Below are 13135 nucleotides of genomic sequence, written 5' to 3' on the forward strand. Positions count from 1 at the left end.
AATTCACGCGTGGCAGGACGGATCAACGACGAGGACGTGAAGGCGGTACGGGACGCGGTCCCGATCGACGCCGTGGTGTCCGAGTACCTCCAGCTGCGGGGCGCGGGCGGCGGGAACCTCAAGGGTCTCTGCCCCTTCCACGACGAGAAGTCGCCGTCCTTCCAGGTCAGCCCCAGCAAGGGGCTGTTCCACTGCTTCGGCTGCCAGGAGGGCGGCGACACCATCACGTTCGTGATGAAGATCGACCACCTCTCCTTCTCGGAGGCGGTCGAGCGCCTGGCCGGCCAGGCGGGCATCACCCTGCGCTACGAGGAGGGCGGATACAACCCGTCCCACCAGCGCGGCGAACGCATCCGCCTGGTCGAAGCCCACAAGATCGCGGCGGAGTGGTACGCGGAACAGCTCGCCACTTCGCCGGAGGCCGACGCCGGCCGGGTCTTCCTCGCCGAGCGCGGCTTCGACCAGGCCGCCGCCGTCCACTTCGGTGTCGGCTACAGCCCCCAGGGCTGGGACCACCTCACGCGCTATCTGCGCGGCAAGGGCTTCACCGACAAGGAGATCCTCCTCTCCGGCCTCTCCCAGGAGGGCCGCCGCGGCCCCATCGACCGCTTCCGCGGCCGTCTGATGTGGCCGATCCGCGACATCGGCGGCGAGGTCGTCGGCTTCGGCGCACGCAAGCTCCACGAGGCGGACAACGGCCCCAAGTACCTCAACACGCCCGACACGGCGATCTACAGGAAGTCCCAGGTCCTCTACGGCATCGACCTGGCGAAGAAGGACATCGCCAAGGCCTCCCGCGCGGTCGTCGTCGAGGGCTACACGGACGTCATGGCCTGCCACCTCGCCGGTGTGACGACCGCGATCGCCACCTGCGGCACCGCCTTCGGCAGCGACCACATCAAGATCCTCCGCCGGCTCCTCATGGACAACGGCTCGGCCCGGGTCATCTTCACCTTCGACGGCGACGCCGCCGGCCAGAAGGCGGCCCTGCGCGCCTTCGAGGACGACCAGAAGTTCGCCGCCGAGACGTACATCGCCATCGCCCCGGACGGCATGGACCCCTGCGACCTGCGCCTCGCCAAGGGCGACGAGGCCGTCGCCGACCTGGTCGAACCCCGCACGCCGCTCTTCGAGTTCGCCCTGCGCCAGATCATGAGCCGCTACGACCTCGACACCCCGGCCGGCCGCGCCGCCGCCCTGGACGAGGCCGCCCCGATCGTCGCCCGCATCAAGAACAGCGGCGCCCAGCACGAGGTCGCCGTGCAGCTCGCCGGGATGCTCGGCATCCTCGACACCCAGTTCGTGGTCAAGCGCGTGGCCCAGCTGGCCCGCTGGGCCCGCGACCGCGGCGGCAAGGGCCCCGCCCCGGACCGGCACCAGCAAGGGCCACAGCAGTACGCCTCCGCCCAGCCGTCCGCCGCCCCCCGCGGCCCGGCCCTCAACCTCCGCAACCCCGTCTACGCCACCGAACGCGAACTGCTCAAACTCGCCCTGCAGCGCCCCGAGTTGGTCTCCCCGGCGTTCGACGCCTACGGCGTGGACGAGTTCACCGCCCCGCCCTACGCCGCCGTGCGCCAGGCCATCCTGGACGCGGGCGGCGCCGAACTGGGCGTCGCCGACCCACAGGACTACCTGGTCAAGGTCCGCGATGCCGCCCCCGACGACGCGGTCCGCGCGATGGTGACGGAACTGGCCGTCGAGGCGATCATGCTGCACAAGGGCGTGAAGGGCGTCGACGAGACCTACGCGGGGGCCCAGTTGGTCACCGTCCGCCGCCGCGCCGTCGAGCGCCGCATCCGCGACATCACCAGTCGGCTCACCCGCCTCGGCAACCACGGTGACCCGGCCGAGCTGGCCGCCGTCCAGAACGAACTGTGGGTCCTGCAGCAGTACGACCAGACCCTCCGGGAGCACGGCGCCGCCGCGCTCTGAGGTCACCACGCGGTCACGGACCGGAAGCAAAAAGTCATCGCACGCCCCTCGTGGTGACGATGTGTCTTACCCCACACTGGGTTCCGGTGCCTGAGTCCTCGGAGCGCGGCCGATCCGTCACCGACGGGTTCCGGACCCCCGCGGTTCCGCTCATCGCGTACGGGGACGGAAAGCGGCGAAATCGTCGACTCCGCCCCGAAGTACCGCTGCCGCCCTCCTTGGCAGCGATCATCCTGGAGGTCGCCCGCGTGCAGACCCAGACCCTCACCCAGACCGGCGTCCGTTCCGCTCGCGGCGCTGACGGCACAGCGCCGGACGCGGAGGCCGACGCCCTGTCCGCCCTCCCGGCTCAGAGCCGCGTCGCGCACCATCCCGAGACGGAACCGGAGCCGGAGGAGCCGCCCGCCGAGGCCATCGAGACGGCCGAGGCCGCCGAGCCCGTCGAACCGCCCCCGGCCCGCGCCGAGACCGGCGGCCCGTCCTCGGACCTGTTCCGCCAGTACCTTCGGGAGATCGGCCGCATCCCCCTGCTGACCGCCGCCGAAGAGGTCGAACTCGCCCGCCGCGTCGAGGCCGGCCTGTTCGCCGAGGAGAAGCTGCGGCTCACCCCCGACCTGGACAGTCAGCTGGCCCTGGACCTCGACCGGCTCGTCGTCATGGGCCGCATGGCCAAGCGCCGCCTGATCGAGGCCAATCTGCGCCTGGTCGTCTCGGTCGCCAAACGCTACGTCGGCCGCGGCCTGACCATGCTCGACCTCGTCCAGGAGGGCAACCTCGGCCTCATCCGGGCCGTGGAGAAGTTCGACTACGCCCGCGGCTACAAGTTCTCCACCTACGCCACCTGGTGGATCCGCCAGGCCATGTCCCGCGCCCTGGCCGACCAGGCCCGCACGATACGCGTCCCGGTCCACGTCGTGGAGCTCATCAACCGCGTCGTCCGCGTCCAGCGCCGCATGCTCCAGGAGCGGGGCTACGAGCCCAGGCCCGAGGAGGTCGCCGCGCACCTGGGCCTGCCGCCGGAGCGGGTCGGCGAGGTCCTGCGCCTCGCCCAGGAGCCGGTGTCGCTGCACGCGCCCGTGGGCGAGGAGGACGACGTCGCCCTCGGCGACCTCATCGAGGACGGCGACGCCGCCAGCCCCGTCGAGTCCGCCGCGTTCCTCCTCCTCAAGGAGCACCTGGAAGCGGTCCTGTCGACCCTGGGGGAGCGGGAGCGCAAGGTCGTCCAGCTCCGCTACGGCCTCGCCGACGGCCGCCCCCGCACCCTGGAGGAGATAGGCCGCATCTTCGGAGTGACCAGGGAGCGGATACGGCAGATCGAGTCCAAAACGCTCAACAAGCTGAGGGACCACGCCTTCGCGGACCAATTGAGGGGTTACCTGGACTGAGAGGGGGCCGCTCGACGGCGGCCCCCGCCTGTCTGGTCCCTGCCTAGTCCACTTCGGCGACTGCCTGCGCGAACTGCGCCTTGTACAGCCGCGCGTACGCCCCGTCCGCCGCCAGCAGCTCCTCGTGCGCCCCCTGCTCGACGATCGATCCGCTCTCCATCACCAGGATCGCGTCCGCGTCCCGGATGGTCGACAGCCGGTGGGCGATGACGAACGACGTACGGCCGTGGGCGAGTTTCGCCATCGCCTTCTGGATGAGCACCTCGGTGCGGGTGTCGACCGAGCTGGTCGCCTCGTCGAGCACCAGGATCACCGGGTCGGACAGGAACGCCCGGGCGATGGTGATGAGCTGCTTCTCACCCGCGCTGACCCCGGTGCCCTCGTCGTCGATCACCGTGTCGTACCCGTCCGGCAGCGTCCTGATGAACCGGTCGGCGTGCGCGGCCCGGGCCGCCTCCTCGATCTCCCCGCGGGTCACCTCCCGGGACGCCCCGTACGCGATGTTCTCCGCGATCGTGCCGCCGAACAGCCAGGTGTCCTGGAGCACCATGCCGATCCCGGCGCGCAGTTCGTCCCGGGACATCCGCGCGATGTCGACCCCGTCGAGGGTGATGCGCCCGCCGGTGACGTCGTAGAACCGCATCAGCAGGTTCACCAGCGTCGTCTTGCCGGCGCCCGTCGGGCCGACGATGGCCACCGTCTGCCCGGGCTCGACCGTGAGCGACAGGTCCTCGATGAGCGGCTTGTCGGGGTCGTACCGGAACGACACGTGCTCCAGCGCCACCTGCCCGCGCAGCTCCTCCGGCCGCACGCCCGGCACCGGATCGGCGCCCTGCTCCTCCGCGTCGAGCAGCTCGAAGACCCGCTCCGCCGAGGCGACACCCGACTGCACCAGGTTCGCCATGGACGCGACCTGCGTCAGCGGCATCGAGAACTGCCGCGAGTACTGGATGAACGCCTGCACATCGCCGATCGACAGCGAGCCCGAGGCGACCCGCAGCCCGCCGACGACCGCGACCAGCACGTAGTTGAGGTTCGACACGAAGAACATCAGCGGCTGCATGACCCCGCTGTTGAACTGCGCCCGGAACCCGGCCTCGTACAGCGCCTCGTTCTGCTCGGCGAACTGCCGCGCCGACTCCTCCTGCCGGCCGAACACCTTCACCAGCGCGTGCCCGGTGTACATCTCCTCGATGTGCGCGTTCAGCGTGCCCGTCGTGCGCCACTGCTGCACGAAGTGGGGCTGCGACCGCTTGCCCACCCGTGTGGCGACGACGAACGACAGCGGCACGGTCACCAGCGCGACCAGCGCCAGGATCCAGGAGACGTAGAACATCATCGCGAGGACGCCGATGATGGTCAGCACCGAGTTGATGAGCTGCCCCATCGACTGCTGGAGCGTCTGCCCGATGTTGTCGATGTCGTTCGTCGCGCGGGACAGCACCTCGCCGCGCTGGCGCTTGTCGAAGTACGACAGCGGCAGCCGCGACAGCTTCGTCTGCACGTCCTCCCGCATCCGGAACATGGTGCGGTTCACGGCCCGGTTGACCAGCCGCGTCGCCACCGCCATCAGCAGACCGGCCACCGCGAACACGCCCAGCGCGAGCAGCAGCACGTGCCCGACGGCGGTGAAGTCGATGCCCCGGCCCGGGGTGAAGTCGGTGCTGCGCAGCATGTCGGCTTCGGCACCGTCCCCGCGCTGCCGCATGGACTCCAGGACCTGTTCCTTGCTCGCCCCGTCCGGCATGTCCCGCCCGACGATGCCCGCGAAGACCAGGTCGGTCGCCTTGCCGAGGATCTTCGGCCCGACGACGTTGAGGCCGACGCTGAGCACCACGCACAGCAGCAGGACGTAGAGGGTGACGCGCTCCGGCCGGAACCGCGCGACGAGCCGTTTGCCCGACCCCTTGAAGTCCAGCGAGCGCTGGTCGGGGCCGCCTCCGGCCATCATCCGCCCCATGGGCCCGGCCATCAGGCAGCCTCCGCTTCCGTGAGCTGGGAGAGCACGATCTCCCGGTAGGTCTCGTTGTCCGCCATCAGCTCGTGGTGCCGGCCGGTGCCGACGACCCGGCCCTCGTCGAGGACGACGATCCGGTCGGCGTCCCGGATGGTCGCCACCCGCTGGGCGACGATCACCACGGTCGCCTCGGCGGTCTCCTGCGCGAGCGCGGCCCGCAGGGCGGCGTCCGTGGCGTAGTCGAGCGCGGAGAAGGAGTCGTCGAAGAGGTAGATCTCCGGGCGCTGCACCAGCGTCCGGGCGATCGCGAGCCGCTGCCGCTGACCGCCCGAGACGTTCGTCCCGCCCTGCGCGATCGGCGCGTCCAGCCCGCCCTCCAGCCGCTCCACGAACTCCCTGGCCTGCGCCACCTCCAGCGCGTGCCACAGCTCCTCGTCGGTGGCGTCCGGGTTGCCGTAGCGCAGGTTGGTCGCCACCGTCCCCGCGAACAGATACGGCTTCTGCGGCACCAGCCCGACGGTCTTCGCGAGCAGCTCCGGGTCGATCTCCGCCACCTCGACCCCGTCCACGAGCACCTGCCCGTCGGTCGCGTCGATCAGCCGCGGGACCAGCCCGAGCAGCGTGGACTTGCCGCTGCCGGTCGAGCCGATGACCGCGGTGGTCTCGCCCGGCCGGGCGACCAGGTCGACGGCCCGCAGCACCGGCTCCTCGGCACCCGGGTAGCGAAAGCCCGCCCCGCGGAGCTCCAGATGACCGTGCCGGCGCAGCTCCCGCACGGGCGCCGACGGCGGCACGACGCTCGACGAGGTGTCCAGCACCTCCTGGATGCGCTCGGCGCACACCTCCGCGCGCGGCACCATCATGAACATGAAGGTGGCCATCATCACGGACATGACGATCTGCATCAGATAGGCGAGGAACGCCGTCAGATCACCGATCTGCATCCCGCCGCTGTCGATCCGGTGCGCGCCGAACCACACCACGGCGATCGACGACAGGTTCACCACCGTCATGACGATCGGGAACATCAGCGCGAGCAGGTTGCCGGTGCCCAGCGCGAAGTCGGTGAGGTCGGTGTTGGCCTTCCGGAAGCGCTGCTGCTCGTACTCGTCCCGGACGAACGCGCGGATGACGCGGTTGCCGGTGATCTGCTCGCGCAGCACCCGGTTCACGTTGTCCAGCCGCTCCTGCATGGACCGGAACAGCGGCCGCAGCCGCCGCACGATCAGCGTCACGCAGATGCCGAGCACCGGCACGACCGCCACCAGCACCCCGGACAGCGGTACGTCCAGGCCGAGCGCCAGCACGATGCCGCCCACGCACATGATCGGCGCCGACACCATCAGCGTGAACGTCATCAGCGCCAGCATCTGCACCTGCTGGACGTCGTTCGTGGTCCGGGTGATCAACGACGGCGCCCCGAAGTGACCCACCTCACGTGCGGAGAACGACTGCACCCGGTCGAACACGGCGGCCCGCAGATCCCGCCCGAGCGCCGCGGCCGTACGGGCGCCGTAGTACACGGCACCGATGTTGCACACGACCTGGACCAGCGAGATGCCGATCATCACGGCGCCGTAGCCCAGGATGTAGCCGGTGTCGCCGTTCACGACACCCTGGTCGATGATGTCCGCGTTGAGCGTGGGCAGGTAGAGCGTGGCGCAGGTCTGCAGGAACTGCAGCAGCACCAGCAGGGCGATGGGTCTCTTGTAGGGCCTGAGACTGGTCCGCAGGAGTCGTATGAGCACGCTGCTTCTCTCGGAGTGGACGACGGGGCGGTTGGTTGCCCCTGGCCCCTATCGTCGAACACTCCCCCGGCGTTGCCTCAACCGAATTAACCCAACAGGCGGTCAAACCGTCAGAACGCTCCGGGGTGCGTTTGCTCCCGTACCGACACGAACTGCTGCCGCACCGCCTGCCCCACGGCCAGCTCCTCCCCGGGCTCCAGCACCTGCGCCACCGCGCCCTGCCAGGCCGGCGGAGTGCGCACGTCGAGCGTGCCCTGTGACGCCCCGAGCGCCCAGGCCGCCTGGCGGGCGGCACCGACCGCCGCGTAGTCCGCGGGCTGCGGCACCACGACCTGCGTCCCGAACAGCGCGGGGGCGGCGGCCTGCACGGCGGGCAGCTCGGCGGCCGGCCCGAGCAGGAACACCCGCCGGACCTCCACGCCCCGGCCGCGCAGCACGTCCAAGGCGTCCGCGAGCCCGCACAGCATGCCCTCGAACGCCGCCCGCGCCAGGTGCTCCGCCTTCATCGACTCGCGCCTGAGCCCCGCCAGGGTCCCGGCGGTGTGCGGCAGGTTCGGCGTCCGCTCACCCTCCAGATAGGGCAGCAGCACCAGACCGTGCGACCCCGGCGTCGACTTCATCGCCAGCTCGGACAGGCTTTCCAGATCGGGCAGCCCCAGCAGTTCGGCGGTCCCGCGCAGCGTCCGCACGGCGTTCAGCGTGGTGACGACCGGCAGGTGCATGCCGGTCGCGTCGGCCAGCGCGGTGATCATCCCGGAGCCGTCGACCAGCGCCTCGGGGTGGACGGCCATGACGGACCCGGAGGCACCCAGCGACACGACCGCGTCGCCGAGGCCGATGCCGAGCCCGAACGCCGCCGCCATCGTCTCGCCGGTTCCCACGGAGATCAGCAGCCCCTCCGGCGTGGTACCGGCGGCGTCCGCCGGGCCGATCACCTCCGGCAGCATGGCCTGGTGACCGAGCGCCAGCTCCACGAGGTCGGGCCGGTAGCCGCCGGTCGCCGCCGACCAGTACCCGGTGCCGGACGCCCCGCCCCGGTCGGTCGTTCTCCTGACCGGCCGGCCCAGGAGCTGCCACACCAGCCAGTCGTGCGCCTGCAGGAGGATCGCCGTGCGCTGCGCGTTCTCCGGCTCCGTACGGGCCAGCCAGCGCAGTTTCGTCACCGGCTGAGCGGCCTGCGGCACACAGCCCACCGCCTGCGCCCACGCCTCGCGCCCGCCGAGCGCGTCGACCAGGTCGGCCGCCGCGACCTGCGTCCGCTTGTCACTGCCGACCATCGCCGGCCGCACGGTGTTGCCCTGCGCGTCCAGCGGCACGACGGCGTTCTGCTGTGCCGAGACGCCGATCGCCTGCACGCCCTCCAGCAGCCCGCCGCCCGCGGCCTCGCCCAGGGACAGCAGCCAGGCTTGCGGGTCGACGTCGGACGACCGGCCGCCGCCCTCGGGGCTCTCCACCGGATGCGGCGCATATCCCTGCCTGAGCACGGCTCCGGTATCCGTGTCACAGACGACGATACGAGTGAAATCGGGCGAACTGTCCAACCCGGCGACTATCCCCATGGCCAAAATTCTGCCGCACGCTCAGTTGAGGTTGAGCCGTGGGCGCCGTCGGGGTTCGCCGCCGGGTTCCGGGTGCGGGCGCTTCGTGGCCGGTCGCGCGGTTCCCCGCGCCCCTTCCGGGACGCTGCCGTGCTCGGCATCACGAGATCACGTGTTGCTCGTGCCCCAGTCGTCCTCACCGCCGTTGTGGGTGGCGCGGTCGCGGAGGTGGCGGACTCGGTCGGCCACCGAGTCGGGCATGCGGTCGCCGACCTTGTCGCTGACCACGTGATACGCCTTGCCCGCGAACTCGCGGCCCTGGAGAGCCGCCGTCTCCGCGGTGTTGCGGACAGCGGGGTTCTGCGCGAACTGCCGGGCTGACTTCTTCAGCTGTTCGTAGCGCTCGCGTCCGGCCTTCGTGCCCAGCACGTAACCCAGGACGACTCCGGCGACGAACGTGAGCCGGTAACGCATGGCTGCCACCCTTCTCTTGCAGAGGTCTCCGGTGCGGCGTCGGCGCCGGGGAGTGCCGATTGGCGGAGCACCCCCCTGCTTGCGCTAATGTATGTGTCGCAGCGAGCGCGCGCCCCCTGGCGGATACCCAGGTAGGTGCGTTCGATGCAAACGAGACCTTCCTCGGTAGCTCAATTGGCAGAGCAGCCGGCTGTTAACCGGCAGGTTACTGGTTCGAGTCCAGTCCGGGGAGCTCGGTCCTCCGTAGCTCAATTGGCAGAGCAGCCGGCTGTTAACCGGCAGGTTACTGGTTCGAGTCCAGTCGGGGGAGCATGATGAACGAGGACCCCTCACAGGGGTCCTTTTTCATGTCCGTTCCGTCGTCCTGGGAACCGCGCGGTACCCGGCGCGGTCCTCATGGTCACGAAGGCCGTCGCGAAGCCGACCATCCGAAGCAGGAGATCGTATGAGCGGCTATGCTGCGGCAGACGGCGCGCACACATGTACGCGACACGCCGCTATGGGGCGGTAGCTCAGCCGGTTAGAGCAGCGGACTCATAATCCGTCGGCCGTGGGTTCGAGTCCCACCCGCCCCACCAGTAACGTGCCCTGACCTGTGGAAACGTCTCTTCAGTGCCTCTGAGTCACCTACTCGGCCCCAGCGGAGAGAATCCGCTGCTCACAAGTACTGCCTGAGGTGTCACGGCGGGTGTCTGGGCACCCTTGTCAAGGCTCTGACCTGCGGCAACATAGAAACAAGCTCGGCTGCTGGGGGTTACGCAGTGAAGCCGAAAGAGAGGTCCAGGGGACGCGCAGGGGACGCGAGGGAATGGAGCGGACCCGCAGGAAGCCGGCGGCCTGACCGTCGACGCCGTCACTGTCCACCCCGCCCCAGCCTGCCGGGCACAGCTCTCCGGCCGCTGTTCGGCTTGAGATGTGGAACGTCAAGCAGGTGAGGTCGTCAGAGGCTCGGCCTCCGCCTTGTCGGGTATCAGATTCTCTGAGAGCATGAGGTCATGAAGACGATGACCGCTACCGAAGCATCACGGAACTTCGCCTCCGTGCTGGATAGTGCGGAACGCGGCGAAACCATCGTGATCACCCGCGGGGGTAAACGCCTGGCCGTGCTCGGCCCGGCGCCCAAAGCCACCGGCCGTGCGGTGAAGGATGCTCTCCTGCCCTACGTCGACTCCCTCGACGACGCCTTCGAGGGCGATGTGATGGCCACCCGTGATCTGCTGACCCTGGACGATCCGTGGAACGACTGATCCTGGACACCGGCGTATTGATCGCGGTCGAGCGCCGGAGAGTCGTTCTCGACCATGTACTCGCGGACGATGACGACCCGGTGATCGCCGCCATCACGGCCGCGGAGTTGCTCCAGGGCGTCGAACTGGCCGACGACACCAACCGGCTTGCCCGCCAGTCATTCGTCGACGCCGTCCTCGCCACGATTCCGGTCGAGGAGTACACCGTGGACATCGCGCGGGCTCATGCGCGGCTGCTCGCCCACGTACGCAGGGCCGGCCAGCCCAGAGGAGCCCACGATCTGATCATCGCGGCAACCGCCCTGACCACCGCACGCACAGTCGTCACCTACGACAAGCGAGCGCGCTTCGACGGCCTTCCCGGTCTTCGTGTACGTCGGTTGTGACGGGGCCGGGCGATTGGCTGTTGATGGAGTCGAGCAGGCGGCGGGCGTTCTTGGGGGAGCGTAGGAGGTGCACCGTCTCCATCCAGGAGCTGAAGTCCTCTTCGGAGATCAGGACGGCGTTCCTCTTGCGGGAGGTGAGGTGAACGGGCGCGTGGTCCTCGTTGACCTGTTCGATCGCACTTGGCGCGGCTGCTGCTGGGCGCCCGTGACTGCCATCGTGCGCTGGGGACGCAGGAGGCGTTCACCACCATCTCGCCAGCCTGCGGGCGGAACTGAAACACCGTCGCAAGCTGATGAGCATCCTCGACCGGAACGGGCTGTGAGGGGTGCGGGCCCGCTGCCCGTTCACAGCGTGCCGGGCGGTGATGATCAGTCCCTGAGGTCGATCATGCGTACTGGCTGTCCGGTCGTGCGGGCGATCGTTTCGAAGTCGCGGTCGTAGTGGAGCAGCGTCAGCCCCGCCTCTTCCGCGGCAGCCGTGACGAGAAGGTCGACGGGGCCCGCACTGCGATGCTCGCCCTTGGCGGTGAGCAGTTCCTGGACGACGCGTGCGCGTCGGTAGATACCGTCGGGCATGGGGCACCAGGTGTAGTGGGTTTCCAGCGCACGCTTCACGTGTTCCCGGTCTGCCGCCGAGCGTGCGGAACAGAGGACTTCCAGTTCGGTGATGTCGCAGAGGGCGACGAGTCCTGCGCCGATCCCCTGCGCCCGGCAGTCCAGCGCAGGGATGTGGCCGGGATTGCCGCTGCCGGGGCCTCATCGGGAAGAACGCCCAGGACGATGACGTCACGCTCTGCCGAACCGGACCAATCGGCCCCGCCGAGGCCGCCACCTCCGCAGAGGAGTCCACGGAGACCTCGTACGCCCCCCTTCGCCCACCTCAGCGCGCCCAACGCCGCTCTCTACCGCCAGGTGATGGGCGTGTTCCTGGCGGCCAAGGACCGGTTCGCGGTGCATCTGCGGCCCGAGGACGTGCACGCCGGGCTGCCGCCGGAGCACCGCCCCGCCGGCCCTGAGCCCGGCCGTCAGGAGTGACGGCGATCACGCTTGGGACGGCGCCGGTTCCGTGGCCCGCGGCAGTCGGTCGAAGCCCCGGTTGTAGCGGCGTAGGAGGAGTACGGCGGTAGTGGCGAGGCCGGTCAGGAGGCCGAGCCAGATGCCGAGGGTGTCCAGGCCGAGGGCGGGGCCGAGGAGGGCCGCGGCGGGCAGGCCCACGAGCCAGTAGCCGACGAGGGTGACACGGAAGCCGCCCTTGGTGTCGTCGAGGCCGCGGAGGAGGCCCACGCCGATGTTCTGGGCGCAGTCGAAGAACTGGAGGACCGCGGCTACCAGGAGCAGCTGCGTGGCGATGTCGGTCGCCCTGTCGTCACCGCTGTCGAAGAACGGGGCGAGCACCAGGCCGGGCACGGTCACGTACACCAGCCCCACCACGGCCATCACCGCCGCAGCGCAGGCCAGGGCTGTGGTCTTCAGCCGCTGGGCCGCGGCCAGGTTGTTCAGGGCCAGCTCCCGGCTGACACCGATGGACGCGGCGTGGGAGAGGCCGACGGCTATCTGGAAGACGATGTAGACGAGCTGGTTGACGGCGGTGTGCGCGGCCAGCGCCGCGGTGCCGAAGCTGCCCGCGAACAGGGCGACGACGAAGAAGAAGCCCGCCTCGGAGCCGTACGTGGCGGCGATCGGCGTACCGAGGCCGGTGAGCCTGCGCAGGGTGGCCGGACGGGTCTTCCAGATGCTCAGCGACAACACCGGGGCGAGGCGGGGGTCGCGCCGGGCCGAGAAGTACAGGGCAAGACAGGACAGGGCGTACACCAGGCTGGTGGACAGGCCGATGCCCGGCAGGCCCAGCTTGGGGAAAATCCAGGTGCCGTGGATGAACGCCCAGTTGAGGCCGGCGTTGACGGCGATCGAGGCGAGGGTGATGCGCAGCAGGGCCTGCGGGCGGCGCATGCCGACGGTGAACTGTCGTATAGCCTGGAACCACAGGCAGGGGATCAGGCCGGGCGCCATCGTGTAGAGGACGGGCTTCGCGGCGTCGACCACCTCCGGGTCCTGGCCGAGCCAGATCACGGCGTGCCCGATGAGCACCATCAGCACGGCGCCCACGACACCTACGAGGGTTGACAGCAGCAGACTCGCCCGGACGAGGTCGCGGACCTCGTCCTCGGCGGCCCCCGAGGAGTCGGCCGACTCCGCCCGGGCGTCGGCCGCCGCGACCTGATTGCCGACGGCGGTGACCATGCCGACGCCCATGGTGCGCAACTGGTTGAAGATCACCATGGCGAGGCCGCCCGCCGCCAGGGCCTCGGTACCGAGGAGGCCCATCATGACGGTGTCGGTGGTGGTGAGGGCGACCTGGGCGAGCTGGGTGAGCGCCAGTGGCACGGCGAGCGAGGCGAGGGCGCGGGTGTCGCCGAGGAGGCGGGCGAGGACGGGCGGCATCGGTTCCGTTCCTGAGCGGAGGAGGA

General features: G+C 70.0%; 11 protein-coding genes, 3 tRNA genes and 1 pseudogene. 8 read left to right on the forward strand and 7 right to left on the reverse strand.

Translation table 11 applies throughout. The annotated features are described in order from the left end of the window. Positions 1–9 precede the first annotated feature (9 nt). Positions 10–1932, forward strand: a complete 1923-nt coding sequence (dnaG, locus tag ACWD1U_RS05375) for a DNA primase (RefSeq protein WP_451104614.1) — start codon at positions 10–12, stop codon at positions 1930–1932. 218 nt (positions 1933–2150) lie between these two features. Next, positions 2151–3317 (forward strand): RNA polymerase sigma factor, encoded by a 1167-nt coding sequence (locus ACWD1U_RS05380; protein WP_451104616.1) that lies wholly within the window; start codon positions 2151–2153, stop codon positions 3315–3317. Positions 3318–3360: 43 nt separating this feature from the next. Here the strand turns inward: ACWD1U_RS05380 and ACWD1U_RS05385 are convergent, their stop codons facing one another. The 4 genes from ACWD1U_RS05385 to ACWD1U_RS05400 form a co-directional block, all read right to left on the reverse strand. Further along, entirely contained in the window at positions 3361–5289 is a 1929-nt protein-coding gene (locus tag ACWD1U_RS05385; RefSeq protein ID WP_451104618.1) for an ABC transporter ATP-binding protein, read from the reverse strand. Beyond that, entirely contained in the window at positions 5289–7022 is a 1734-nt protein-coding gene (locus ACWD1U_RS05390; RefSeq protein ID WP_451104620.1) for an ABC transporter ATP-binding protein, read from the reverse strand. Before ACWD1U_RS05390 ends, ACWD1U_RS05385 begins: the two co-directional genes overlap by 1 nt. A 110-nt stretch (positions 7023–7132) precedes the next feature. Continuing rightward, complete coding sequence (locus ACWD1U_RS05395; RefSeq protein WP_451104622.1) at positions 7133–8581, reverse strand: xylulokinase; 1449 nt, start codon at positions 8579–8581, stop codon at positions 7133–7135. Positions 8582–8728: 147 nt separating this feature from the next. Further along, positions 8729–9034, reverse strand: a complete 306-nt coding sequence (locus tag ACWD1U_RS05400; RefSeq protein ID WP_451104624.1) for a YtxH domain-containing protein — start codon at positions 9032–9034, stop codon at positions 8729–8731. Positions 9035–9193: 159 nt separating this feature from the next. On the opposite strand from ACWD1U_RS05400, the gene ACWD1U_RS05405 reads away from it, so the two are divergent. The 5 genes from ACWD1U_RS05405 to ACWD1U_RS05425 all read left to right on the forward strand — a co-directional run bounded on the left by ACWD1U_RS05405 (position 9194) and on the right by ACWD1U_RS05425 (position 10667). Further along, positions 9194–9266, forward strand: a tRNA-Asn gene (locus ACWD1U_RS05405). A 5-nt stretch (positions 9267–9271) separates the two neighbouring features. Further along, positions 9272–9344 (forward strand) — tRNA-Asn (locus ACWD1U_RS05410). A 191-nt stretch (positions 9345–9535) separates the two neighbouring features. After that, a tRNA-Ile gene (locus tag ACWD1U_RS05415) sits at positions 9536–9612 on the forward strand. A 417-nt stretch (positions 9613–10029) separates the two neighbouring features. Continuing rightward, a complete protein-coding gene (locus ACWD1U_RS05420; protein WP_451104626.1) occupies positions 10030–10281 on the forward strand; it encodes a type II toxin-antitoxin system Phd/YefM family antitoxin in 252 nt (83 codons plus the stop codon). Further along, on the forward strand, positions 10269–10667 hold the full coding sequence (locus ACWD1U_RS05425) for a PIN domain-containing protein (protein ID WP_451104628.1): 399 nt from the start codon (positions 10269–10271) through the stop codon (positions 10665–10667). Before ACWD1U_RS05420 ends, ACWD1U_RS05425 begins: the two co-directional genes overlap by 13 nt. Here the strand turns inward: ACWD1U_RS05425 and ACWD1U_RS05430 are convergent. Then, entirely contained in the window at positions 10606–10842 is a 237-nt protein-coding gene (locus ACWD1U_RS05430; RefSeq protein ID WP_451105020.1) for a type II toxin-antitoxin system Phd/YefM family antitoxin, read from the reverse strand. The two genes, ACWD1U_RS05425 and ACWD1U_RS05430, sit on opposite strands and share 62 nt — an antisense overlap. Positions 10843–11036: 194 nt before the next feature. After that, a pseudogene (locus ACWD1U_RS05435) lies at positions 11037–11366 on the reverse strand (PIN domain-containing protein); the annotation flags it as partial. A gap of 81 nt (positions 11367–11447) precedes the next feature. Here ACWD1U_RS05435 and ACWD1U_RS05440 point away from each other — a divergent pair. Next, positions 11448–11702 (forward strand): DUF2397 family protein, encoded by a 255-nt coding sequence (locus ACWD1U_RS05440; protein WP_451104630.1) that lies wholly within the window; start codon positions 11448–11450, stop codon positions 11700–11702. A 6-nt stretch (positions 11703–11708) separates the two neighbouring features. On the opposite strand, the gene ACWD1U_RS05445 is transcribed toward ACWD1U_RS05440, so the two are convergent. Continuing rightward, positions 11709–13109, reverse strand: coding sequence for an MATE family efflux transporter (locus tag ACWD1U_RS05445; protein ID WP_451104632.1), 1401 nt, complete (start codon positions 13107–13109; stop codon positions 11709–11711). Positions 13110–13135 lie beyond the last annotated feature (26 nt).

This window comes from Streptomyces sp. NPDC002788, assembly GCF_053592115.1.

Bases quoted from the DNA above. Each gene is read 5' to 3' on its own strand.
- ACWD1U_RS05400 (WP_451104624.1), bottom strand. From the start codon at position 9,034: ATGCGTTACCGGCTCACGTTCGTCGCCGGAGTCGTCCTGGGTTACGTG.
- ACWD1U_RS05420 (WP_451104626.1), top strand. From the start codon at position 10,030: ATGAAGACGATGACCGCTACCGAAGCATCACGGAACTTCGCCTCCGTG.
- ACWD1U_RS05445 (WP_451104632.1), bottom strand. From the start codon at position 13,109: ATGCCGCCCGTCCTCGCCCGCCTCCTCGGCGACACCCGCGCCCTCGCC.
- ACWD1U_RS05395 (WP_451104622.1), bottom strand. From the start codon at position 8,581: ATGGGGATAGTCGCCGGGTTGGACAGTTCGCCCGATTTCACTCGTATC.
- ACWD1U_RS05385 (WP_451104618.1), bottom strand. From the start codon at position 5,289: ATGGCCGGGCCCATGGGGCGGATGATGGCCGGAGGCGGCCCCGACCAG.
- ACWD1U_RS05440 (WP_451104630.1), top strand. From the start codon at position 11,448: ATGACGTCACGCTCTGCCGAACCGGACCAATCGGCCCCGCCGAGGCCG.